This is a genomic window from uncultured Campylobacter sp., assembly GCF_938041645.1.
In the GTDB taxonomy this organism is placed as follows: domain Bacteria; phylum Campylobacterota; class Campylobacteria; order Campylobacterales; family Campylobacteraceae; genus Campylobacter_B.
In genome coordinates this window covers 1-23,073 of record NZ_CALIST010000067.1, presented here as the reverse complement: position 1 = coordinate 23,073, position 23,073 = coordinate 1, and the positions used below count along the sequence as shown (strand labels likewise).

Sequence of the window (23,073 nt, the reverse complement as noted above, 5' to 3'; positions counted from 1 at the left end):
TAAAAAACCTTAGCGCGCAAGCTCTTGCGAAATTTTAAATCGCAAGACTATCTATTTCTTGTGGCAGCCTCGTAAAGCGGCAAGACTTTCGGCATCACCTCTTTTAGATCGGCGATGCGATCGTCATTTGAAGGGTGCGTGGACATAAATTTAAGCGGATGGCTCTCATTTAGCTTATTCATCTTCTCCCAGACGTTTATCGCCGCCCTCGGATCGTATCCTGCGCGCGCCATCAGCTCAACGCCCATCAGATCGGCTTCCGTCTCATGCGTGCGCGAAAACGGCAGCGTGAATGTGTACTGCGCCGCCATATTCAAAGCCGCTGAGCCCAGATCTCCAAGCCCTGCTGCGGAGCTTGCTACGGCGATACCGACATCTTTCATCTGTTCAGTCGAGGCTCGCTCGCGGCTGTGTTCGCGCAGTGCGTGAGACATCTCGTGCCCCAAAATAGCAGCCAGCTCGGCATCGGTAAGCTTTAGTTTTTCGATGATGCCAGTATATACGACGATACGGCCGCCAGGCATACACCAAGCATTGATCGTAGGGTCGTTGATGACGTTTACCTGCCAGTTCCATTTCAGTGCGTCTTTGCGAAATGCGCCGACTTGAGCGATTAGGCGCTTCGAGATGCCTCTAACGCGATCAGTTAGCTTTTTATCAGTATTTAGGACATGTTTGGCGTTTGCTTGGGCGGTAATCTGCTTGTAGGCAAGCGCGGCACTTTGATCCATTTCAGCTTCGCTTACGGTGATGAATTGCGAGCGGTCGATGCCTACGGCGCCGCCTTGCGTGGTGCTCGCGCAGCCGGTAAAAATCATCATCGCAGCAAAGGATATTAAAAGAGCTATTTTTTTCATCTTTTCTCCTTAAAATTTTGCGGCGATTTTAGCGAAATTTGATTAAATTTTTAGAATTTTATTTTGAATTGCTGTATTTTGCAGGCGCGATCTATTTGTAATTTGTCGTGAAATTTAAGAACACCCGTCGCCTTTAAAATAGGATTGGGCTTTGTAATTTAACGATAAAATTTAGCGGTGATTTCGCAGAATTTTATCGCGGCGTAAACGAGGCATTGCTATGTGAAAGTAGTGGATTTGTCCAAGTGCGGTGTTGTATAAACAAGGCGCCTCTGCGCCTAAATAAAGGCAGGGGGCGCGGTTTTAAATTTATGCTGCGTAGGCTACGATAAATCCGGCGGAATTTTATTTGCACTAAGCGCTCAATTTGGGCGGATAAGAGCAATTTGAAATTTACATAATCAAATCGCGCGATAAAATGGGCTTGGATATCGCTATGATTTGAGATGAGTCGCGTTAGTATTTTGTGGTGCATAAATTCTAATTGTTAGCTTAGTGGTAGCCCTTCACATCGCATCTTACGCTGCAGTGGAATCGCGTTTTATTAGAATTGAAATGATCGCAGAAATGCCAAACGCCACATACGCCTTTTTGTAGAATTTATCTCGTGGGATTTCATTTGCGCGCGTCGGGATAAAATTTCAAACTGCAAATCGTGCCATATCACTTTGAGGCGGAATTTTAATTTTATGCGTTTAGAATTTTAAAATTCGGCTACGCAAATTTGTACGATGAAATTTCAAGCTTAAAAATCCGCGCCGGCTTTGGAATTTTATATGTGCCGCGTCAGCTATAAAATTTTACACTTAGAATTTTATCACTGCGGCAAGATTTGGTTGGACCGGGGTCTCGCATCGCCGTAGGATTTTTGGCGGCACGGAATTTTGCAGCGCGCATCTAAATTTAGCTATGCAAAATTCGTAAAATTCTTTATCAGCATGGAATTTTACAGCGCCGTTAAAGCGCATAAAGAATTCTGCGCAGGCCTCGCAAACTCTAACGAAAGCTCCTTTCTTTTAGGGCGCGCGAGCTTTAAGGCATGCTAGTAAATTTTGCAGCGCAAAGCAGCGAGCGCCGAGTGTTTACCGTTAGGGATTTCGCGCCCGCGGCGCCCATTTAGTCCTTTTTGGACTTTAGCTTGGCGATCGTTTCTTTTGCGGCCTCGTAAGCCTTAGCGCTCATCTCGCGCGCCCTTTCGCTCACGTTTTTGGCGACCTCGGAGCTTTTTAGCTCGGCAAATTTTTGGCTCATCTTCTTTTCAAACTCGCTAAGCTCTTTTTTGATTGCGTCCAGTTTCTCGTCCAGATCGAGGTTTTCGATGATTTTGGCGCTTTTTTGGCTCAGCTCTTGAGTGATTTCGCGTGCCTTGGCGCTTGCCTTTTTTGCGCGCTCGCCAAGCTCGATCTCGCCAATTTTGGCGCTTAGTTGCTCGGCAAGATCGCTTGAAATTTTTCTAAATTTAGCCAAATAGCCGCCGAATTCTTCATCGGCGATCTTGGCGATCTCGCTTTTAGCGGGCTCCTCCGAGCTTGCGACTGCGTCGCTTAAAACCGCGCTAAATAGCTCGCTCATCTGCGAAATTTGAAGCCTTTCGTTCTCTAGGCTCTGTGCGTCGCTTGCTGGCGAGAAACTTAGCTCGTCGCGGTATCTTTCGGCGGCTTTGTTTATGCCGTCGTAGCAGCCTAAAATCGCGCCTCTAATCAGCGCAGAGGCTGTATTTTTACTCTCGTTTGCTACGAAAATTGCGCGATTTATGATGATTTTTGAAATTTCTTTTGTGCGGAATTTTGTAAATTCCCCGTCGCCGATAGCCGAAAATGCGATGTTTTTAGCCGTCTCATGCGCGGTGTCCTCGATGTCGGTTCCGCTTTCGAGCACGCTTATGAAGGCCAGTTCGCTTGCTTCTTTAAGTACGTCCGCAAGCGGAAGCTTGCTCGCGATCGCTCGCTGTAGCGCCGAGCCTATGCGCTCTTTTAGCTCTGTTTCGCTTGCGTTTTGCAGCGCAGTATCCAGATCATCGTAGCTGCGCAAAACAAGTGCTTTAATAGCCTTTTGCTTACAAGCGATCTTTTTGCGCAGATCGTCGTAGTCGTAGATGAGCTTGTAAAGCCCCTGCTCGTCCTCGTCGCACAGCGCCTTTTTAACGCCGTTAAGTAGGGCTTCTGCCGTCTCATCGCTAAGCGCGCCCGCGTCTTTTAACTCGGCTGCGAAGTCTAGGATTAATTGCGTGCTTTTGGCGCTTTTACTCTCGTCGTCAAGCTCACACAAAGCCTTCGTGGCTTCTTGCAAGGCGAGCTCTTGCACATATGAGGCTAGCTCGGCTTGTGAAATTTGCGCGAGATCGGCGCCGAATTTTTCTATCAGTTTTTCCTTCATATCCTCTCCTACAGTATGTATTTAAAATGAGCCTTTAAGCGCTCGAAAATTTCGTTTCGATGCAAGTCGTCTTTAACGAAAACGCTTACGTTGAAGCTCATATATTTGCCGCCGTTTGAAAAGCGCGAAAAGTCTATTTTGTAATTTTCGCCCTTTAAAATTTCATCGATCTGCTCGCGCTTTTGAGTAGTCGCGTCTAGGACTACTTTGTATTCCCAAAAGAGTGGATAGTCGATTTTCGGCTTTTCAGCTCCTAATATACACGCCACTCTTGCCCCCCTCTTTGCGTTGCAGTACGACGTCGGTGATCTGCATCGATTTATCGATCGCTTTTAGCATATCATAAATCGTCAGCAGCCCCACGCTCACGCCCGTTAGCGCCTCCATCTCGACGCCGGTTTTGCCCGTGATTTTCACCGTTACAAAAAGCTTAAACGCGCACTCGCTCGCAAGCTCCTCGATATCCGTTTTAATGGAAGTAATCGTAAGCGGATGGGTCATTGGTATTAATTCGCTCGTCTTTTTAGCGCCCATTATCGCGGCAACGACGGCGGTTTGAAGCACGGGACCTTTTTTGGCCGTGTTTTGCTTGACGGCGGCAAACGCCTCCGCGCTCATTCGTATGATGCCGCTAGCGGTGGCTACGCGCTCGCTATCGTCCTTAGCGCCGACATCCACCATGCGGGGCATATTGTTTTCGTCGATATGTGAAAGCATAAAATTTCCTTGTAGTTTTTGGCGGGATTATAGCAGAATTTCGGGCATAAAAAAAGCCCGAGCTTTTAAACTCGGGCTTCATACAAAAAGGAGGTTTTATCTTGTCGGACAAGGACGATTATACTACCTAAACAGTAAATAGAAATAAAATATATCCTTTTTAGGCGAACTCTTTCGTGTTTAATTTATAGACGTTTTTAAAATTTAATAGCATGCTATGACACGCTACGTGGGAATTTGAATGGGTAGCGAAATGAAATGGAGCAAAAAAGCGACTAAATTTAAAGCGGACGTTAAAGAGCAAAGATAAAATTTAAAGCAGAGTTCGTGGTTATTTTGGCTCAATATGGACGATCAAAAGAGTGGAGCAGAGTGCTATGTCGCGGCAGCATAAATAAAATGCTACAAAGAAGCGGCTTAAATTTAAACACCGTCTTGTTATAATTTAAGCTCGTTTTGCCTAAGTCCAAGGCATCGCGCGCGCAATGCAATATAAATTTAAATTCTTTGCGCGAGCGTTAAACGACGCAGGCGCGGATTAAAATAGCGCGCGCAAATTTAAACATCGTCGCGCAAAATCCGGCCTGCATTTTAAATTTAGCCTCGTTTAAATTTTAAACGTTTTTAGCAGACTGCCTAAATTTAACCCCTTATCTTCGCCGTTTGCGCCGCCTCCTAAAAGATCGCCCAAAAAGCTGCTTGCGTCGTTGATATCGACTTTGCCGTCGCCGTTTAGGTCGAGCTTGGCGCTTGCGATTTTGCCGATCAGCGCGCTAAAATCCACCCCTTTGCTATCGACGGCGTTTGCCCGCACGTCCTCGCCGCCGCCCAAAAGTCCGCCCAACATCGAGCCTAGCGAGCCAGACCCGCCGCTTTCGTTTTTGCTTAAAAAATTTGAGCTGATGCCCGCAATTATCGCATTTATCTGATCGTCGGGCAGATCCACGCCTAGAAATTTCTCGATAAAAGCGACAGGGCCGCTTTGGAATTCTCTTAAATTTTTATCGTCGCTTTTGAGCGCAGAGACCATATTTACAAGTCCATTTATGTCCATTTACGCCTCCTTGATCTTGGCTTTCGGGGCCTGTTTTACAATAAGTTCTATTACTTTTAGGGCGTCCGCCTTGGCCTCAAAATCCTTGCTGACGGCGATGATCTGTCCGTTGCTGGCCGTTAGGCGGAAGCGAACCTTGTCTGCTTTATCGGTGTAAAGCTCAAATTTCGGATTGTTTAGCTTTTCGCCGCCCGCGATTTGATCCTCGATCTTATTTAGTGCGGCGTTTTTTGCGACGCTTTCGATGCCGTTTTTGCAAGCGGCCTTGCTCGTGTAAACCTCCGAAGTACATAGCACGTGTCCGTCATAGAGTAGATCGAATTTGCAGCCGTCCTTGGCGTCTTTGATTAAAAACTCAGCCATTTTTCATCCTTTCGTAAAAGATATCGTTATTTTAGCTAAAATTTTAATAAATATTTTTAATAGGCGCGGAATTTTCTGCTAAAATTGCGCACAAATTTCATTTACAAAGGATCATAATGATAAAGGCTCTACGTTTTAGCTTGATTCTCGCCGCTACTTTAGGATTTGGCGCGGATGAGAGCGATGCATTATTTAAGGATATAAGGACGCGTCTGGGTTGCAATCTAGCCGCACAGGACTGCGAGACTAACGCGGGCGGGCAGAAGGCGCTCTTTAGCGTAGCGCGCCATCCGATCGAAGCGGGAGCAAATGAGCTAAAAATAAGCGGAATTTCGCGTGAGCTGAAAAATCCGAGCGTTAAAATTTCGGGCGTGAGTATGAATATGGGCAATGCGGAATTCCCGCTAAAGCGCAGCGCAGACGGCTATGAAGCGACGCTTGACGTTGCAGTATGCACGCACGCCGTAATGCGCTACAAGCTTGAAATTTACGAGGATGGCGAGCCTAGCGGGCTTTTTGTGTATTTTGATCTGCGAAAACGCGCTACAGATCGAGACCGCGGCGAAGACATCCACTTGCATCACCACGAGCATTAGACGCGCCCAGTTTGTGTGCGGGGTAAAATTTGCGCTTTTTCAGACACGACGCTTTAGGGAAACTTGCACGTTGATTGTAGAAAATTTTACAAATTTTATAAGGCGCCGCTTGCGATAAATTTTTATGTATCTTTCGAGCGACACGCGTCGTGGGCAGATACGGGTGCCTAAACGAATACGCGAATAGCCGTAGTGATCTAGGCGCGCTTCATTAGGGCGTTTACAAAAACGCCTTTATAAACGTGCGGCGATTTGCCGTGCATTCGCCGCATATGTTTCGTAACCACTACCGAGGCGCGTCAAATTTAGTCCTTCGCCGCCTTTAAATTTTAAAATTTTTAAAATTCGCTTGCGTTTCATACGCCTAATCTATGCGGAATTTTGAAATTCCTTGTATAATCCGAAGCAAATTTTAAAATCTAAGGAAAGCCATGCAGACATTGAGGCAAAAGCACTTTAGCGGCGAGCGCGCGCTGTTCGGCGCAAAGGATCTGCGGATCGAAAATTCCGTCTTCGGCGAGGGCGAGTCGCCGCTAAAACACAGCGCAAATATCATCGCGCAAAACTGTAAATTTGAGTGGAAATATCCGTTTTGGTACGCCGGAAATATCCGCGTGCAGGACTGCTTCTTTGACGAGATCGCGCGCGCAGGGATCTGGTATAGCCGCGGCGTGGTGCTAAAAGACTGCCTTTACGGCGCGCCTAAAGGGTTTCGCCGCGTAAAAGACGCCGCGCTGCAAAACGTAGAATTCCACGACGCGCAGGAGACCTTGTGGCACTGCAGCGACGTCACGCTAAAAAACGTCACCGCAAAGGGCGCGTATTTCGGGCTTGATTGCGAAAGCTTAAACATCGAAAATCTATCGCTTTTTGGGGATTACTGCTTTGACGGTTGCAAAAACGTAACGATTAAAAATTCCAAACTCCTCTCCAAGGACGCGTTTTGGAACTGCGAAAATATCCTCATCGAGGACTGCTTCATCGCGGGCGAATATTTCGGGTGGAATTCCAAAAACGTAACGCTGCGAAACTGCAAGATCGAGAGCCTGCAGGGCTTTTGCTATATGCAAAATTTACGCTTGCAAGACTGTGAGCTCGTAAATACGACGCTAGCGTTTGAATACAGCGACGTGCATGCCGAGGTAAAAGGCGCGATCGATAGCGTCAAAAATCCGAGCAGCGGGCTAATCCGCGCGGCAAGCATCGGCGAGCTGATCCTAGACGGCGCAACGGACGCGTCTAAAACTGAAATCATTACTGAATTAAGGGCGTAAGATGGGACTTTTTGATTTTATAAGTGGCAAGGAGAAATACGACTTCGACACCCTGCCGAATCGCCGCGGCACGAAGTCGCTTAAATGGGACGTAGGCGAGAATGAGCTTCCGATGTGGGTCGCGGATATGGACTTTGCCGTCGCGCCCGAGATCATAGAGGCTCTGCAAAAGCGGCTAAACGAGCGGGTTTTAGGCTATTCGCTTGTCGATGATGAGTGGCGCAGCGCGTATCAAGGCTGGTGGCTTGCGCGACACGATTATGAAATCCAAAAGGAGTGGCTGATCTATGCCGGCGGCACGCTGCCTGCGATCGATTCGATCATCCGCAAGCTCACCTCGCCCGCCGAAAACGTGCTGCTGATGAGCCCCGTTTATAACTGCTTCTACTACTGCATCAAAAACGCCGCCCGCGTGCCTGTGGAGAATGAGCTTGCCTACGCTAACGGCGATTATAGCATCGATTGGGAGGATCTACAGGCCAAGCTCGCCGATCCGCAGACGACGCTTTTTATCCTTTGCAATCCGCACAATCCGGTCGGCCGCACCTTTAGCAGGGATGACCTTGCCCGCATCGGCGAGCTGTGCGAGAAGCACGGCGTGACGGTGCTTAGCGACGAGGTGCATTGCGATCTGACCGAGCCGGGCGTGCGTTACACGCCATTTGCTGCGGCAAGTAAGACTTGCGAGAGGATCTCGGCTAGCATAATCGCGCCAACCAAGGCTTTTAACATCGCGGGGCTGCAAAGCGCGGCGGTCTTTGCCGCGGATAAACGCTTGCGTCATAAAATTTCAAAGGCGCTAAATTCCGACGACATCGCCGAGCCGAATTTTTTCGGCGTCCAAGGAGCGATCGCTGCATTTACGAAGGGTGCACCGTGGCTGGACGCGCTGCGCGAATACCTCAGCGAAAATCGCAAATTCGCGGCGGAATTTATCGCGCGTGAGCTTCCGCAAATATATGTCGTGCCGCAAGATGCGACCTATCTGATGTGGCTTGATGCGGGCGCTTACACGCAGGATAGCGCGGAGCTTGCGCGCTTCATCCGCGAAAAAACGGGGCTGTATCTCTCCTGCGGCGCGCAATACGGCAAGGGCGGCGAGAAATTTTTGCGCCTAAATATCGCGACATCCAGGGCGCTGCTAAAAGACGGGCTAGGGCGGCTGAAAGAGGCACTAAAGATCTGCCTGCACTAAGCAAGCTGCGGCACGGCAAAGGCGAAATTTAAAATTTACAGCGACTAAATTTAAAGCGGCGGATAAAATTTTAAAATTTTGCGACAGGGCGCGAGTTTTGCGCTAAATTTAGCGGCGATCAGGCGGCGGCGCGCGAGCGTTTAAATTTGGCGCGCGGCAAATAAACCGGCGCTAAATGCGCTACAAAAGGCGGATTATGGATAGAAACGGCGATCTGGAGAAGCTTTATCTACTTGAAAAACGGCGCGAAAAGCTCGCGCGCATTAGCAAGCTCGTCTCATTTTTGATAACCCTACTACTAGTCGGGCTCTATGTGTTTTTGAATACCAGAGCAGAGCCTGTCTCATTTGATACAAACTGGCTCATAGTCGCGTTTTTCATCATCTTTCCCCTCTTAAACGGGCTGCTCTACCGCCTATTTTGCGGCTTAAACTTTGGCAAAAACGGCGGCACGCAGCGCGCAAATTTTGATAAATTTAGCGGCTTTGATACGGCGCAAGATACGGACGTATTAGGGCAGGGCGCGGCTCAAGATGGGCAAATTTTAGGCGCCGATGCGAAAGAGGGGCGGGTATTAAAAGCCGAAGCGGGCGAGGGCGGTAGCTTCGAAAGCAATGATAGCCGCGCGAGCGCTACTTACGGGAGGTTCGAGCCTAAAGCCGCCGAAGGTGAGGGCGGGAGCGAAAAAGACGGCGTAACTGGATCGAAATTTAACTTTCTAGCCGATCTGCAGAGCCTGGAGGATGAGCGCGCGGCGCTGCAAAAAGCGGTGAAAAAGGCTAATCTAATCGCCGCTGTCGTAGGGACCAGTGTGGGCGCACTGGTGGCGCGCTTTTGGAACGAAGTGGCGCCCGGCGTATTTTTCGGCATCTCCGTTTATGGCGTCGTGAGCGCTCTTTTGACGGCGAGCAAAAGACGGAATTTCAGATCAAATTTCAAAAGCAGGATCGTCGCGAGCATCGCAAAAAGCTTCGGGCTTAGCTACGATGAAAGCGGTGGGCTGGGGACGGATGAGTTTTTTGAAATTTACGACTGCTACATAAACGAACAATCGAGCGAGGATATGATGAGCGGGGAGGTGCAGGGCGTGCGCGTTAGCTTTAGCGACTTTTACGCTGCCGAAAAGGTGCGCACCAAAAACGGCACTCGCACCGACGTAAAATTTCACGGAGTGCTTTTCGTCGCGGACTTTCACAAAAGGCTTAACTGCGAGGTGCGGGTGTGTCACAAAAACTCGCGAAATCTGCGCAAATACGGACAGCGAGCGAATATGGACGACGTGAAATTTGAGGAGTTTTTCGACGTCTATACGACCGATCAGGTAGGCGCTAGATACGCTTTGACGCCGCTTTTGATGCAGCGACTGACGGAGATCTATCTAAGACTAGGCTCGCAGATAAACGCGGTGCTAAGGGAGGATAAAATTTACGTGGCGATCGAGACTTGGCGCGATAATTTCGAGCCTAGAATCGACTGCTCGCTAAAGCAGGACGCCACGATAGAGCTTTACGTAGATGAGATCGGCGCGCTTGTTGATATCGTGAGCGAGCTAAATTTGAACCGCAAAATTTGGAGCGAATGAAGTGGGCGGCAGCGCGGAGTAAAATATTCAGAGGCGGCGGGCTACATACAGCCGCGACGGTGCAGATAGACAGGACAAAGCGCGCGGGATCGTAGGCCTTGGTGGCAGCGACACAGATGTGCCGTGTAGCTGAGCGTGGAAATGAATGCATTGCGCGGATCGTGCGTTTAGGCGGACATGTGATCGCTCCTTCGCGCGAGCCAATCGAAAGATGGAGCGCGCGCAGCAGCGTTCGTATAAGACTTTGCAAGCTACTTTGAGCCGATAAATTTTATAAATTCCCGCTCCGTTTAACGAGCGAGTGCTTGCGATTTATCATCGCTCATGCGACATAAATTTTTATCGCACGAGCAGTTTGCATTAGAATTCTACTATCGCTTGAAATTTATGCCGCCGTGCGCGACTTAAATTTTGCCGAGACGATCTGCGCTAGGCTGCATTTCGGCTAGGCTAAATTTACTCTCTGTCTCATTACAGCATGGCGGTAAAATTCCGCGGCAAGATAAACCGCTTAGTCCGCCAGTCCCTCTTTGCCGCATTTTGCGATGAGAGCGTCAAATTCCGCTTTGCTAAATGCGCTTACGATTATGTTTTTCGCGTCGATAAATTCGTATTTTTCTTTCGGCAAATTTTGGATGAAATTTTCATATTTCAGCGTCGCAAGAATATCGTGCTTTTCACAATGATCCTCATCGCCTCCAAAAATGGCGACGCTCCACCGCGAAACTTCCCTCCCGCCCAGAATTTGTAAATTATTGTAATCCACTCTAGGCTCAAAAGGTAGTACGGCAGCAATATCTTGCGGAAGGATATATCGCCCTATGATCTCACTATCCTCGTTTATGCCGGAAAACATCTGATCTGAAAAATATGCATTTAGGTTTTGGATATTGGTTACGAATTTGCTAAATTCGTCTGCGGGATCCGGCGCGTCCATAATGCGCGCGATAATTTTTTGATCAAATGAAACTTCGTTTCGCACGCCGTAAATCGTGCACATTACCGCTTTCTCTTCCAAATTTCGTTTTATATTTGCAAGTCCAGCGCGTATATCGGGCTCATAGTCAAAGCCCTCGATATTTTGCGCGCTAAATTTCTCACCGTCCTCGCTCACGATTTCGCCGTCCATTTTTAGGGCCAAATTTTTGAGGTATTCTAGCGCGATCCGCCAGTCTGAACGGGTGCTAGGCGTGCCGATACAGACATTATACGCGCCATCATCGTAGCATACCTCAAGACCGCGCCCGCTAAGTCCGTCCGCACCTGCAGTCAAGCAGCTAAGCTCGCTTAGCTTCGTGCTGTAAAAACCCTCAGCGTCAAATTCCTCGTCGTCTTCATCCGCGTTAAACTGCGATAAATTCGGCACCAGCCGTAGTGCCTCCTCTACGCTCATCACGGGCGCTTCGTCTCCCGAAGGCTTCTTTTTGTTTTTGACGAAAAACGTGATACTCATTTTGATCCTCTGGAATGAAATTTAGCTCAAAATGCACTTTAAGCTTGGACTAAATTTATAACTTCCCGCCCTCGATTACGACGTCGTCAGCCTTGATGTCGTCGCCGTATACCGGCGCTAGCGTCGCATCGTAGTCGGCGTGGAAAAATTTCTCGCCCGCGAGCTTTACGATTAAATCGTCAAGCCATTTGCGAAGCTCGTCGTTGCCCTTTTTGACCGCGGGCGCGATGACGTCCTGATCGCCGAGCGAGCGGATACCTACCTTAAAGCCAGGGTTTGACTTCGTCCACGCAAACAAAAGCGTATTATCATGCGCGATCGCATCGCCTCTGCCGTCCAGCATCGCACCGAAAGTCTCGGTATTTTGGTCAAATTTTAAAAGCTTGATCTCGGGGTGGTTTTTCGTAAAATACAGATCTGCGGTCGTGCCTTTGTTGATTAAAAGCGTTTTGTCCTTAAGCTGCGAAACGTCGGTGATATCGCCGTCCTTGCTCGCGACGCCGAGGGCTACCTTCATATACGGCAGCGCGAAATCTACGACCTCTTTACGCTCCGGCGTGACGGTGAAATTTGCAAGCGTGATATCGACCTTATCCGACGCCAAAAATTCCGCGCGATTGGCGGCCTCTACAAGCGCGAACTGAACCTTGCTCTCATCGCCCAAAAGCTCCTTTGCGATACGTTTTGCAAAATACACGTCATATCCCGCGTTTTTGCCCGCCTCGTCGATATAACCAAACGGCGGCTTATCGCCGAAAACCGCGATCCTTACCACGCCGCGCTTTTTAATCCCGTCGATATAACTTTGCGGCGCGGCGGAACCTTGCGCGGAATTTGAGGAGCCTTTGTCCTCGTCGTTGCAACCTGCGAAAAATAACGCACCTAAGATAAAAAGCGTGCTTAGCGTTTTTTTCATCTTTTCTCCTTTATTAAAATTTATTTTTTAAATTCGAACATATTTAAAAATTTCTTCGCGCGCTCGCTCTTTGGAGCGGTAAAGAACGCCTCCGGCTCATTAATCTCCACGATGCTTCCCTCATCCATAAAAACTATGCGATCGGCTACGGCGCGCGCAAAGCCCATCTCGTGCGTTACGATTAGCATCGTCTGCCCCTCTTTGGCGAGATTTAGCATTACGTCTAGCACCTCGCGCACGATCTCGGGATCAAGTGCCGCGGTAACCTCGTCAAAAAGCATGATCTTGGGCTTCATCACAAGGCTTCGCACGATTGCGATGCGCTGCTTCTGCCCGCCGCTAAGCTCTTTGGGGTAGGCTCGCTCTTTATTTTCTAGTCCTACGATTTTGAGCCAATGCCTGGCTAGCTCTACAGCTTGCTCGCGCGGTACGCCTTGGACTTTCGCGGGACCTAGGATTATATTATGTAGTACATTTAAGTGGTCGAAGAGCTCGTAGCTTTGAAAGACCATGCCGATCTTTTGCCTGATCCTGCGCCACTCTTTGAAATTTTGATCGATCCGCTCTCCCTCGATTATAAAATTTCCGCTTTGTACCGGCTCTAGCCCGTTTATCGTGCGAAGTAGGGTGCTTTTTCCACAGCCGCTAGGGCCTAGGATTACCACGACTTCGCCCTGCGCGACGCTAAGGCTGACGTCCTTTAGCGCGTGCAGCTCGCCGTAAAATTTATTGACTTTGTCGATTTTTAAAATTTCCATCAGCTCCACCTATTTTCTAGTTTTTTCGAAAGCGCCGAGATAGGGTAGCAGATCAAAAAATATACGAAGAATATCGCTCCGTAGATGATTAGCGGCGCGTAATTATCGCGGAAGACATTCACTTCGATGATCTGCTGTCCGACTTTCACGAGCTCGATGACGCCGATGAGTACGGCGATCGAGGTTGTTTTTATCATCCTGCTGAATAAATTTATCGTTGCGGGCACCAGGCGCCTCATCGCAAGCGGCAGGATGACGTAGAGATAAATTTGAGATCTGCTAAATGCGAGCGCTTCGGCACTTTCGAACTGATGCTTGGGTATGCTAAGCACGGCGCCGCGCACCAGATCCATCATCTCAAAAACGCCCCAGACGCTAAAGACGATGATCGAAGCCGCGATATTTGAGATGTGGATGCCAAATGCCTTACTCGCGCCGAAATATACGATGAATAGCCAAACGATGGGCGGCATGATACGCACGATCTCCAGGCAAATTTTAAGCGGGATGTATAAGACTCTGCGCCCGGAGGCCATTAAAATTCCAAGTACCAAGCCTAGCACGAGCGAAACCGCGATCGAGATGAGCGCGATTTGCAGCGTGAGCCCGAGCCCGCCAAGAAGCCTGATTAAATTTTCGCCGCTTAAGAGTTCCATCGCTAGCCTCTCATATACGCAAGGCGCTTTTCAAGCAGCGTAAGCGCTAGCGAAAGCGGCAAGATTATGATCAGATACGAAACGCTTAACATAAATAGCGCCTCGTTCGTCTTGTAATACAGCCCGATGATGTCCTTTGCGGCATAAACGAGATCGGCGAGCGCTACGATACTAACGATCGAGGTTTCTTTAAGCAGAAAGATTATGTTTGCGCTGATGGAGGGCAGGGCGATCGCAAAGGCGCGCGGCAGCACGACGTAAAACACTATCTGTGCTTCGCTAAGACCGAGGCTCATCGCGCTTTCGATCTGGGATTTTTTTATCGCCTCAAAACCGAGCCTAAAGCTCTCGCTCATATAGCTTCCGCCCAAAAACGCAAGACCTACAATCGCGCAGGTAAAGCCCGAAATTTGAACGCCCAGCTTCGGCAGACCGTAGTATAGAAAAAATAGCTGAATTAAAAGCGGAGTGTTGCGAGATAGCTCGATATATGTGCTCACAAGCGGGCTTAATAGAGGCAATCTTTTATATTTTATTAGCGTGCAGATAAAACCGATGATTATGGATAGTAAAATCCCGTAAAATGCAAGCTTCAGCGTTAAAATTCCCGCCTTTACGAACATCGGGCTAAATTTAGCTATAAAATCAAAATCCATAAATTCTTCTTTCCGTAAAATATGCATATTATACAGATAACTGATTAAAATAGTATTAAATCAGAATTTTTTTATAAAGATTCCGAAAATTTAGGAGTTTAAAAATATATCTTATAAATATATTTAGTCCGAGCAGATACCCGGACTATAGAATTTTGACGGAATTTTACGAGTAAAAAATATACGCGTACCCCGAAACCAAAAACGCGGAGAATATCGCTAGAATTCCGCCACTTCGTACCATTTCCGCCTGGCGAATGCGTCCCGTGCCGAAAACCAAAGCATTCGGCGGTGTCGCTACCGGCATTATGAAAGCGCAGCTTGCGCCCACACCGATTACTATAGTAAGAGTTTCTTTTGGCAGCCCCATCTGAGCCGCTACTCCCGCAAATACTGGTACTAAAAGTGCAGCAGAGGCGGTATTGCTCGTAAATTCCGTAAGGCAGATGATGAAAACTGCCGTTACCAAAAGTACGATGTAAGTAGGCGCTCCGCCGAAAGTGTGCGCGACTAGATCGCCAAGCACCTTAGAAGCTCCGGAATCGCCTAAAACCGCACTTAGCGTAAGTCCGCCGCCGAAAAGCAGTAACACGCCCCATTCGGTGTTTTCGGCGATGTCGTGCCATTTGGCAAGCCCTAGTATGACGATTACGACTGCCGAGCAGATCGCTACATAGGCATCATCCACTTTAAAGCCCACAAGGGCTGAAATTTGCTTTGAAAATATCCAGCCAAGCGCTGTTAGAGCAAATACGACGATAGTAATAATGCGCTCGCGCGTCCAAGGGATATGCTCCAGATCCATCTCTATTTTATGACTTAAATTCGGCTTGAAAATTATATAAAGCACCACAAGCATTATCGGTAGCATCACGCACATTAGCGGCAAACCTACCTTCATCCAGTCCGCGAAGCTGTAGTGCAAGGCTTGAGCCACGATTAAATTTGGCGGAGATCCCACGAGCGTGCCCAGACCTCCGATGCTTGCAGAATACGCGATGCCTAAAAGCAAAAACACAAGCGTGCCGCGATCTTTGCTCTCGTCCATGTTGGCGCAAATTCCAAGCGCGATCGGAAGCATCATCGCAGCAGTTGCGGTGTTTGAAACCCACATCGAAAGGATCGCCGTAGCAAGGCAGATTAAAATCGCAGCTACACCTAAGCGACCGCCTGCGCGGGCGATTAGCCACATCGCGATCTTTTTATCGAGCTTTTGCATATGCAGAGCCGTTGCCAGAGCAAAACCGCCGAAAAAGGTAAAGATCGTAGGGTTTGCAAAATTTGCAAGCGTGCTTTTGATGGTGGCAGCCGTGAAAGTGCCATCTTTAGCGAATTTGCCAAGTCCGATAGCTACCGCAAGCACCGGCACCATAAGCGCGGTTACCGTGATATGCACGGCCTCTGTAAGCCACATAATCGCGATAAAAGCAAGTAACGCAAGGCCTTTTTTGACATTAGACTCAAATGGTAGCGCGGCATATAGCGCAAAGCCCACAGCAACGGCAATCGCCATAATGATGACACCACGCTTAGGAAACGGCACGGTGTCGGTTAGCCTGTCTAAACCCAGCTCGTCTACGTCTGAGTCCAGTGTTCCTTGTAAGCGGGAGTTGCGCAACTCCACTTTGTGTTCTTCCATAAATACTCCTTTTTTGGATTTGGCTTATGATACAAAAATGAGGCGGGAATTTTATAAATTCCAAATCAAATCGTCTTAAATTTTTAAAAGTGCAGTTACTATCGGTAACACGGCACTTATCTCGTGTGTAAATTTTAAATTATACATAAAAACGAGCAACTAAATAAGCGCTTTAAATTTCATCACAGATTATTTTTTAATGACACCCGACATAAATTTGCTAACTGCCCAAGGGAGGCGGTGTAGAATTTCGTCGAATTTCATCTAGGCAATCGAGATAGAATTCTGTCCTTAGCAAACGAGATAAAATTTTATCCAAGGCGAGTGAGATAAAATTCCAAGTCTTGTCGCGAAATTCATCGAAATTTCAAAAAAAGGATATTATAATCAGCAAATTTTAAACGGATTTGTAAGCGAATCCGGTGGAGGAGGCTCAAAGATCGTAAGTTATAAAACGGTAAGAGCGGCTGTGGCGAGAAGCCTTGAAATCGTAAATTGTAAGGAGAAAATATGAAAAACAAAATTTTAATCGCGGCGTTTGCCGCTGCGGCTTGCGTTAGCGTAGGCTCTAGCGAGGGTTTACTTTTAGGCATCGAGGGAGATTATTCATTTAAATCTAGCATTACTTCTAAGTGGACGGACGAGGATTATTCGGATACAGATAAAGACAGTAAAGGGCAAGCTGCGATAGGTTTTAAAGGCGGCTATGATTTTGACATAGCTAGGGTATACGGTGAGTATATGTATGATTTCAAGACTTCAAAAAGCGGCAGTGATGAATATGGAAATTTCAAGCACGAGTGGAGCAAACATAGCCTGCTAGTAGGTGGGGATTTTACGCCTGAGATTACAAATGGCTTTAGGCTAGTAGCGGGCGCATATACGGGGGTTTCGTTTTTGAAATACAAAGATTCTTATAACGACTTTGACGGCACTAGCGGCTCCGCATCTAAGACCGCACCGGGTTGGGTCATTGGCGCAAGACTGGGCGGGCTATATAGCTTTGATGAGCATAACGAGATCGAGTTTGGCTACAAGGCGGACTATACGAGATACAAGGCTAGCAAACTAGATGAAGACTTAGATAAAGTATATGAAACCAACCACGGGCTATATCTAGGATATAACTTCAAATTCTAAAAATTCTAACGTGCTAGCGCAGGATGGGGCGAACGAACTCCCGCTCCATCCATTTTAAATTCCAAATAATTATTAGACGTCAAATCGCAGGATTGTTTAATCCGAAATTTGCTAGCAATTCAGATGCAATTATATGATAATCAAGGGCGCTGCTGGTACTAGACATCAAATTTTACCTGCTTACGCGTATAAAATTTAAAATTTTTAAAAATATCATTACGCAAGCTTAATTTCCTATTTTTAGTGCTATCTGTTAAGCGCTTAAATTGATGGAATTTATGAAATTTTACTCAATCTGCTTTTTTCTAAGAATCGTTATATTTTCAAGTTGAAAAAGCGGAATTTTATCAATGTCTCCATTTGCCATTTTAAATTTGTTTCATAATTGCTTCGTATATCTCACGACTCCTAGCTTGAGTCCGACGCAGAAATGCCATTTTGCTTTATGGAAATCTCACATTTACATCTTCGGGATTAGCACTTAAATTTTGCGGTAAAATTCTAAAACTACTACACCTAAGAATTTTACCGTTTTAAAGCATTAAATTTTTACGATTTTAAGGTTAGTTGCAACCGTAGAAAAATTCGCGGTAAAAGTGGTGGATGCCTGTCGTGCGGATTTAGATGCTAGATTAATCCGCAAGCGCTACGCTTTTACTAAAATTTTGTCTTTGTAAAAATTTTAAAATTTCAATCGCTGTTTTTAAAATACTTCGGCGCAAACATAAATTTCTAGCTGCTTCGCTATATTTTGTAAGCTAGCTCGGAGTTTTAAAATAGCAAGTCGTCGTGCCTGCTATTTGCCAAAAACCCTAGCGAAAATCGCGTCTACGTTTTTGGTGTAATATCCGTAGTCAAAGCACTCTTTGATCTCGCTTTCGCTTAGCTTTTCTCGTAGCTTTGTATCTGCTAGCAGATTTTGCAAAAATAGGCTATGCCCTTGCTCATCTATAGCTTTTTTGCCCTCTTGCAGATCCGCCCAGACCTTCATCGCATTACGCTGCACGATTTTATAAGCATCCTCTCTGCTAACTCCTCGTTTAGGCAGCTCTAGCAGCACGCGCTGCGAAAACACGAGCCCACCGGTTAAATTTAGATTTCTCATCATATTTTCGGGATATACGAGCAGTTTTTCGATCAAGCTCGTCAAGCGATTTAGCATAAAATCGGCGGTTATAAAGCCATCAGGGAGGATAAATCGCTCGACCGAGCTATGGCTGATGTCGCGTTCGTGCCATAGCGCTACGTCCTCCATCGCGGGTATTGCGAAGCTACGGATCATACGACATAGTCCCGTTACGTTTTCGCTAAGCACAGGATTTCGTTTGTGCGGCATCGCAGAGCTGCCCTTTTGACCTGGGCTAAAAAATTCCTCTGCCTCATAAACCTCGGTACGTTGATAGTGGCGGATTGCGATAGCGATCTTTTCGCAGCTGGAAGCCAGGATCGCAAGTGCGCTCATTACCTGCGCGTAGCGATCGCGCTGGATGACTTGATTGGATGCGGGAGCGGGCTTTAGCCCCAGATATTCGCACACTAGCTCTTCCAGCTCTAGTGGAGCGTGGGCGAAATTCCCCATCGCACCACTTATTTTGCCGTAGCTGATAATGCTTTTTGCGTGTTGCAAAAGCTCTAGCGCGCGATTTATCTCATCATACCAGACCGCAAGCACGAGTCCGAAAGTGATCGGCTCGCCGTGGATACCGTGGCTGCGCCCGACCATCAGCGTCATTTTGTGCTTCATGGCTTGAGATTTTATCGCGGTTTTTAAATTTTGCACATCCTCAATGATGAGCTCCATGCTTTCTTTGATTTGCAGCGCGACGGCGGTATCAATGCAATCGCTACTAGTCATGCCGTAATGCACGAAGCGGCTCTCCTGCCCAAGGCTCTCACTCACGCTCGTTAGAAATGCAATCACGTCGTGCTTGGTGGTCTTTTCGATCTCATCTATCCGCTCGATCCTAAAGCTTGCGTTTTGTAGAATTTTATCTTTATCGCAGTCACTTATTAGACCTAGCTTATTCCACGCTTTAACCGCCGCGAGCTCGACTTTTAGCCACGCGTCGTATTTGGCTTGCAAGCTCCATTTTTCAGACATCTCTTTTCTTGCGTATCTTTCGACCATTTTAGTAGCCTTTCGGTTAGAATTTCTTGTATAATGATGGCAAAAATTATATAAAAATAGGGCTGAAAGTTTAATATGGGTTATGAGAAAAGAAGCCTGGGAAGCTTTGAGGGACGCAAAATTTACGAAATTCTGCTTAGCCTCGGATACGATATGAAATCCGCGCAGCGCATCTGTGACAAGCATCGCGTAACCGATGCAGAGGATCAAAATTTGCATAAAAATTCCGTTGCTCGCGGAGAAATTTTTTTGATCGATTACAAATGCGAGCCGCGCGGACTGAAGCCTATTTTTGAGTGCGATGCGTTTGCGGCATTTGACAAGCCGAGTGGAATTTTAAGCCATCCAAGCGGGCGCAACTCGCCTTATAATATGTATGACGAGATCTGGTCGCTATACGGGCAGGACGCGTGCGTAGCGCATAGGCTTGATTTAGAAACCAGCGGAATTCTTATTGTCGCCAAGAATAAAGACGCGGCGCGCGAGCTTAAAGAGTGCTTCGAACAGCGTAGAGTGATGAAAAGCTATCTAGCGCTCGTACGAGGGGATTTGCAAAGTGCTGCTTGCAATGGCGAGATAGAGAATTGCTATGCGCTAGGTTCGTATGAAATTTGCGGATCAAAATTTGCGGACGATGCTGTGAGTTTGCCAAGTAGCGTGTCGGATCTGCGCGATACACTAGCTCTAAAAGGAGTAGGCAATAAATTTGGATTTAATATCTTATCTAATGGTGCGAGTAGGGGATTATGGCGCAGCGCTCTATCTGGCGGCGCGCAGGCTAAATTTAAATCTGGTGCTCCTGCTGGCGATGTTGGCAGCGGATTTGAATTTGATGCTTTATTCTGCGGCGTGAGCGATAAGCTTAAACCCGCTATCGCGATGAGTAGCGCGGATAACGGACATAAACCTTGCGCCTTACCTGCGGCTAAATCTTTGCTGGCTACTTCTACGGGATACGTAAATTTTAAAAAATTTGAGCCTGCAAAATACGCAAAATTTAGCGAAAAACTGAAATTTTTAAAGGATTTCGAGGGGTTTGTGATTGATGCTCCGATCGCCCCTAGCGACGAGTTTGCCGATCTTAAAATTCGTATGAAAATATCGCGCGATGGCAAGGAGGCAATCACGCTGATTCGCCCGCTGCGATATCTCTCAGATATAGACGCTAGTCTTATTGAGTGCTATCCGCTGACGGGCAGGCAGCATCAGATTAGGCTACATCTATTTGCCGCGGGTGCGCCGATATTGGGAGAGCCGCTGTATGGGCTTTCGCGAGAGCAAGCGGAGCGGATATTGGATAAAAAGATGGATGAGACGGAGCGGATCAGAACGACGGGAGCGCCGAGATTGCTACTGCACGCGAATGCGATTTGCTTCGAACTGAGTGGCGAACGATACGAGATAAAAAGCAAATTTGACGCCGCAAAAGAGTTTTATAATCTCGCGAAAATCGGTAAAATTTAAGCAACTCAATAAAATTTTGAGGTGGCGGCGATTATTTTTATGACTAGGATTTTGCTTTTGCTGGTTTTTATAAAATTTTGTGGTTACAACGGCGTTTAATTTATTAATTCCTCATCTATAGTTATTTGAAAATTTTAAGACGATTTTATTTTGCGATGGCTATATTGGGAAAAAGCGTTACAGCTATAAAAGCATATAATTCAACTTGGCTAGACAGCGGGTTTCATATATTTATTTTCGGTAGCGAAGATGACGATAAATTTGAGCTCAGAGCGCATAAATATTGGATGCTTCAAGATAAGTTGGGTGGCAGTATAAAAGATTTTAGATCTGGTGTTGATTCTTTTAAAAAATACAATCAAGAACATGGGATATTTAAAAAAGAATTTGACGAATACGCCAATTTTCTATTTAAGCAAAAGGGTGGGGCGGGAAGCTCCGTTAATTTAGAAAGCTCGGCATTAATAGCAAGCATGGGGAGCAAAACGGTAGTTGCTTCTTTTGGGGAATATCGCAAGAGGGTGCTTGGTTTGGGTATAGACCGTAGCATAGAACAAAAACAAACAATAGAAATATCGCAAGATATTGGCATGAGACTTGGATTGTAATTGTTGATTTCTATGAAAATTCGAAATGTTAAGGGTAGATTAGAAAGAATTTGTGGATAATTTCTGCCTTTGTAATCTTGGATTTTTTAAGCAGCGATCTGTCTAAGAAGATGCCGATCTCATCCATTATTTTTTGCGCGTCCATTGCTACTCCTTTATAAATTTTTTGCCGATTTGCTTTGTGATCTGGAAATATTAGCCGATTTTTTTTCTATCTTTTTAAAATTTTATCCATATTGACGCCATTTTGATCTAAAATTTTACCTTGCTCGTTTCTTTGTTTGAGCTGTCCGCACGCTGCACTGATATCTAGCCCTTTGCTCTGGCGGATCGTACATGTTATGCCGTGCGCGCATAGATAGTCTTGAAATTTCACCATATTTTCAGGGCTTGGTCTGCCAAAGCTCGAGCCTTCGTGCGGATTAAAATAGATCAGATTTACTTTTGCGCGGATGCCATGTAGAAGCTTCACTAGCGTTTTGGCATCGCTTGATTGGTCATTTACCCCATCGATCATTAGATATTCAAACATCACGCGTTTTCGCAGATCGATTGGGAACTCGCGCACCGCCTGCATGATCGATGCGATATTGTAGGCGCGATTTATCGGCATTAGTTTTTCACGCAGTTCGTCATCCACTGCATGCAGCGAGATCGCGAGTAGCACGCCAAGATCCATTTCGCCAAGCTTTTTTATCTGCGTAGAAAGTCCGCTCGTACTTATCGTTTGGCGACGCGGCGCTATTGCGAGTCCGTCGTTTTCTTTTAAAATTTGCACGGCTTTGGCAACGTTGTCTAGGTTATTAAGCGGTTCGCCCATCCCCATATATACGACATTGACGCGGCGCTCGTACGGGATCGCGTTCATTTTCTTGATGAGCCAAATTTGAGCCACAATCTCGCCTGGAGTTAAATTCCGTACGAAGCCACCTTTTGCTGTCAAGCAGAAGCTACAGCCAATTTTGCAGCCTACTTGCGAACTTACGCAGATTGAATAGCGCGCGTGTCTTATGATTTTTTCGTTTTCGTCTCGCAGCTCATCCTTCATCGGCAATAAGACACTTTCTATCGTCTTGCCGTCTTTGAGAGCGAAAAGGTATTTGATACTGCCGTCGCTACTTGTTTCGGATCTGATGCATTTAAGCGGGTCTAAATAAAAATTTTGAGCTAAACTTTGACGGATCTCTTTTGGTAGATTTGGCATTTGTGCAAAGTCATCCACATTCTTTTTGTAAATCCATTCGTAAATTTGCTTGGCTCTAAATTTTGGTTCGACGAAATTTTCAAGCTCTTTCATCGTAAAATCAAAGATATTTTTCAAATTAATGCCTTAGTTTTTAGATATTTAGTTAAATTTTCTTTTGCAGCGGCGTGATTTTTTAAAAAATCTGCGTGAGCGTTTGAATCGCAAAAATTTGTCGCACAAAAAATTCCGTAAGCGGGAATTTGAAATTTTTGAGCTACCTTAAGAACCGCAAAAAATTCCATATTTTCTAAAAAATAACCTCGCTCAAAGAATTTTAGCGCAGATTTTTTATCGGTCGTGATAAAATTTGAGGAGTTTACCTTGTATGTTCCACGTGGAACACTCGAAGCGATTTCGCCTTCTATAGGCGAATAGCTCTTATCTTCTAGGCTTGA

At 46.6% G+C, this 23,073-nt stretch carries 21 protein-coding genes and 1 pseudogene; 7 read left to right on the top strand and 15 right to left on the bottom strand.

Annotated elements, in window-relative coordinates; genetic code table 11:
- Positions 1-47 precede the first annotated feature (47 nt).
- From Q0600_RS09770 to Q0600_RS09745, 6 genes are all read right to left on the bottom strand, one after another.
- Positions 48-857: a M48 family metallopeptidase gene (locus tag Q0600_RS09770; protein WP_297945685.1), complete on the bottom strand. Its 810-nt coding sequence runs from the start codon at positions 855-857 to the stop codon at positions 48-50.
- Between the two features lie 1,116 nt (positions 858-1,973).
- Positions 1,974-3,233 carry a hypothetical protein gene (locus tag Q0600_RS09765; RefSeq protein WP_298759771.1) on the bottom strand — a complete coding sequence of 420 codons (1,260 nt, stop codon included), beginning with the start codon at positions 3,231-3,233 and terminating at the stop codon, positions 1,974-1,976.
- A gap of 8 nt (positions 3,234-3,241) precedes the next feature.
- Complete coding sequence (locus Q0600_RS09760; RefSeq protein ID WP_298759769.1) at positions 3,242-3,502, bottom strand: DUF493 domain-containing protein; 261 nt, start codon at positions 3,500-3,502, stop codon at positions 3,242-3,244.
- Positions 3,480-3,950 (bottom strand): cyclic pyranopterin monophosphate synthase MoaC, encoded by a 471-nt coding sequence (gene moaC, locus Q0600_RS09755; protein WP_298759766.1) that lies wholly within the window; start codon positions 3,948-3,950, stop codon positions 3,480-3,482. The genes Q0600_RS09760 and moaC overlap by 23 nt, the downstream gene beginning before the upstream one ends.
- Before the next feature lie 607 nt (positions 3,951-4,557).
- On the bottom strand, positions 4,558-5,004 hold the full coding sequence (locus Q0600_RS09750) for a hypothetical protein (protein WP_298759763.1): 447 nt from the start codon (positions 5,002-5,004) through the stop codon (positions 4,558-4,560).
- Positions 5,005-5,367: a DUF1508 domain-containing protein gene (locus Q0600_RS09745; RefSeq protein ID WP_297921438.1), complete on the bottom strand. Its 363-nt coding sequence runs from the start codon at positions 5,365-5,367 to the stop codon at positions 5,005-5,007. It lies immediately after the preceding gene.
- 116 nt (positions 5,368-5,483) lie between these two features.
- On the opposite strand from Q0600_RS09745, the gene Q0600_RS09740 reads away from it, so the two are divergent.
- From Q0600_RS09740 to Q0600_RS09725, 4 genes are all read left to right on the top strand, one after another.
- On the top strand, positions 5,484-5,963 hold the full coding sequence (locus Q0600_RS09740; protein ID WP_297917811.1) for a hypothetical protein: 480 nt from the start codon (positions 5,484-5,486) through the stop codon (positions 5,961-5,963).
- Positions 5,964-6,394: 431 nt separating this feature from the next.
- Entirely contained in the window at positions 6,395-7,237 is an 843-nt protein-coding gene (locus Q0600_RS09735; protein ID WP_298759760.1) for a DUF3737 family protein, read from the top strand.
- Between the two features lies 1 nt (position 7,238).
- Positions 7,239-8,432 (top strand): MalY/PatB family protein, encoded by a 1,194-nt coding sequence (locus Q0600_RS09730; RefSeq protein ID WP_298759758.1) that lies wholly within the window; start codon positions 7,239-7,241, stop codon positions 8,430-8,432.
- A 196-nt stretch (positions 8,433-8,628) separates the two neighbouring features.
- Positions 8,629-10,014 (top strand): DUF3137 domain-containing protein, encoded by a 1,386-nt coding sequence (locus Q0600_RS09725; protein ID WP_298759755.1) that lies wholly within the window; start codon positions 8,629-8,631, stop codon positions 10,012-10,014.
- 511 nt (positions 10,015-10,525) lie between these two features.
- On the opposite strand, the gene Q0600_RS09720 is transcribed toward Q0600_RS09725, so the two are convergent.
- From Q0600_RS09720 to Q0600_RS09695, 6 genes are all read right to left on the bottom strand, one after another.
- Positions 10,526-11,467 (bottom strand): DUF4299 family protein, encoded by a 942-nt coding sequence (locus Q0600_RS09720; protein WP_298759749.1) that lies wholly within the window; start codon positions 11,465-11,467, stop codon positions 10,526-10,528.
- 55 nt (positions 11,468-11,522) lie between these two features.
- Entirely contained in the window at positions 11,523-12,383 is an 861-nt protein-coding gene (locus Q0600_RS09715; RefSeq protein ID WP_298759746.1) for a cysteine ABC transporter substrate-binding protein, read from the bottom strand.
- Between the two features lie 20 nt (positions 12,384-12,403).
- A complete protein-coding gene (locus Q0600_RS09710) occupies positions 12,404-13,141 on the bottom strand; it encodes an amino acid ABC transporter ATP-binding protein (protein WP_298759743.1) in 738 nt (245 codons plus the stop codon).
- On the bottom strand, positions 13,141-13,797 hold the full coding sequence (locus Q0600_RS09705) for an amino acid ABC transporter permease (protein ID WP_298759740.1): 657 nt from the start codon (positions 13,795-13,797) through the stop codon (positions 13,141-13,143). The genes Q0600_RS09710 and Q0600_RS09705 overlap by 1 nt, the downstream gene beginning before the upstream one ends.
- Before the next feature lie 2 nt (positions 13,798-13,799).
- The gene (locus Q0600_RS09700) at positions 13,800-14,453 is read right to left on the bottom strand and encodes an amino acid ABC transporter permease (protein ID WP_298759739.1); all 654 of its coding nucleotides are present in this window, start codon (positions 14,451-14,453) and stop codon (positions 13,800-13,802) included.
- A 166-nt stretch (positions 14,454-14,619) separates the two neighbouring features.
- Positions 14,620-15,966 carry a DASS family sodium-coupled anion symporter gene (locus Q0600_RS09695; RefSeq protein WP_298759862.1) on the bottom strand — a complete coding sequence of 449 codons (1,347 nt, stop codon included), beginning with the start codon at positions 15,964-15,966 and terminating at the stop codon, positions 14,620-14,622.
- A gap of 636 nt (positions 15,967-16,602) precedes the next feature.
- Between Q0600_RS09695 and Q0600_RS09690 the strand changes: the two genes are divergently transcribed.
- Positions 16,603-17,232 carry a hypothetical protein gene (locus Q0600_RS09690; protein WP_297943872.1) on the top strand — a complete coding sequence of 210 codons (630 nt, stop codon included), beginning with the start codon at positions 16,603-16,605 and terminating at the stop codon, positions 17,230-17,232.
- A 796-nt stretch (positions 17,233-18,028) separates the two neighbouring features.
- On the opposite strand, the gene purB is transcribed toward Q0600_RS09690, so the two are convergent.
- Positions 18,029-19,360, bottom strand: coding sequence for an adenylosuccinate lyase (gene purB / locus Q0600_RS09685; protein ID WP_298759738.1), 1,332 nt, complete (start codon positions 19,358-19,360; stop codon positions 18,029-18,031).
- Between the two features lie 75 nt (positions 19,361-19,435).
- Between purB and Q0600_RS09680 the strand changes: the two genes are divergently transcribed.
- Both Q0600_RS09680 and Q0600_RS09675 read left to right on the top strand, forming a co-directional pair.
- Positions 19,436-20,824, top strand: coding sequence for an RluA family pseudouridine synthase (locus Q0600_RS09680; protein WP_298759735.1), 1,389 nt, complete (start codon positions 19,436-19,438; stop codon positions 20,822-20,824).
- 164 nt (positions 20,825-20,988) lie between these two features.
- Positions 20,989-21,432 (top strand): hypothetical protein, encoded by a 444-nt coding sequence (locus tag Q0600_RS09675; RefSeq protein ID WP_298759732.1) that lies wholly within the window; start codon positions 20,989-20,991, stop codon positions 21,430-21,432.
- 211 nt (positions 21,433-21,643) lie between these two features.
- On the opposite strand, the gene rlmN is transcribed toward Q0600_RS09675, so the two are convergent.
- Positions 21,644-22,753: a 23S rRNA (adenine(2503)-C(2))-methyltransferase RlmN gene (gene rlmN / locus Q0600_RS09670; protein WP_298759730.1), complete on the bottom strand. Its 1,110-nt coding sequence runs from the start codon at positions 22,751-22,753 to the stop codon at positions 21,644-21,646.
- Positions 22,750-23,073, bottom strand: a pseudogene (locus Q0600_RS09665) (purine-nucleoside phosphorylase); the annotation flags it as partial. The pseudogene Q0600_RS09665 and the gene rlmN, both read right to left, overlap by 4 nt.

Excerpts from the sequence above, each read along its gene's own strand:
- Q0600_RS09770 (WP_297945685.1), bottom strand. The coding sequence starts at position 857 with ATGAAAAAAATAGCTCTTTTAATATCCTTTGCTGCGATGATGATTTTT.
- Q0600_RS09765 (WP_298759771.1), bottom strand. The coding sequence starts at position 3,233 with ATGAAGGAAAAACTGATAGAAAAATTCGGCGCCGATCTCGCGCAAATT.
- moaC (WP_298759766.1), bottom strand. The coding sequence starts at position 3,950 with ATGCTTTCACATATCGACGAAAACAATATGCCCCGCATGGTGGATGTC.
- Q0600_RS09750 (WP_298759763.1), bottom strand. The coding sequence starts at position 5,004 with ATGGACATAAATGGACTTGTAAATATGGTCTCTGCGCTCAAAAGCGAC.
- Q0600_RS09745 (WP_297921438.1), bottom strand. The coding sequence starts at position 5,367 with ATGGCTGAGTTTTTAATCAAAGACGCCAAGGACGGCTGCAAATTCGAT.
- Q0600_RS09740 (WP_297917811.1), top strand. The coding sequence starts at position 5,484 with ATGATAAAGGCTCTACGTTTTAGCTTGATTCTCGCCGCTACTTTAGGA.
- Q0600_RS09735 (WP_298759760.1), top strand. The coding sequence starts at position 6,395 with ATGCAGACATTGAGGCAAAAGCACTTTAGCGGCGAGCGCGCGCTGTTC.
- Q0600_RS09730 (WP_298759758.1), top strand. The coding sequence starts at position 7,239 with ATGGGACTTTTTGATTTTATAAGTGGCAAGGAGAAATACGACTTCGAC.
- Q0600_RS09725 (WP_298759755.1), top strand. The coding sequence starts at position 8,629 with ATGGATAGAAACGGCGATCTGGAGAAGCTTTATCTACTTGAAAAACGG.
- Q0600_RS09720 (WP_298759749.1), bottom strand. The coding sequence starts at position 11,467 with ATGAGTATCACGTTTTTCGTCAAAAACAAAAAGAAGCCTTCGGGAGAC.
- Q0600_RS09715 (WP_298759746.1), bottom strand. The coding sequence starts at position 12,383 with ATGAAAAAAACGCTAAGCACGCTTTTTATCTTAGGTGCGTTATTTTTC.
- Q0600_RS09710 (WP_298759743.1), bottom strand. The coding sequence starts at position 13,141 with ATGGAAATTTTAAAAATCGACAAAGTCAATAAATTTTACGGCGAGCTG.
- Q0600_RS09705 (WP_298759740.1), bottom strand. The coding sequence starts at position 13,797 with ATGGAACTCTTAAGCGGCGAAAATTTAATCAGGCTTCTTGGCGGGCTC.
- Q0600_RS09700 (WP_298759739.1), bottom strand. The coding sequence starts at position 14,453 with ATGGATTTTGATTTTATAGCTAAATTTAGCCCGATGTTCGTAAAGGCG.
- Q0600_RS09695 (WP_298759862.1), bottom strand. The coding sequence starts at position 15,966 with ATGGCGATTGCCGTTGCTGTGGGCTTTGCGCTATATGCCGCGCTACCA.
- Q0600_RS09690 (WP_297943872.1), top strand. The coding sequence starts at position 16,603 with ATGAAAAACAAAATTTTAATCGCGGCGTTTGCCGCTGCGGCTTGCGTT.
- purB (WP_298759738.1), bottom strand. The coding sequence starts at position 19,360 with ATGGTCGAAAGATACGCAAGAAAAGAGATGTCTGAAAAATGGAGCTTG.
- Q0600_RS09680 (WP_298759735.1), top strand. The coding sequence starts at position 19,436 with ATGGGTTATGAGAAAAGAAGCCTGGGAAGCTTTGAGGGACGCAAAATT.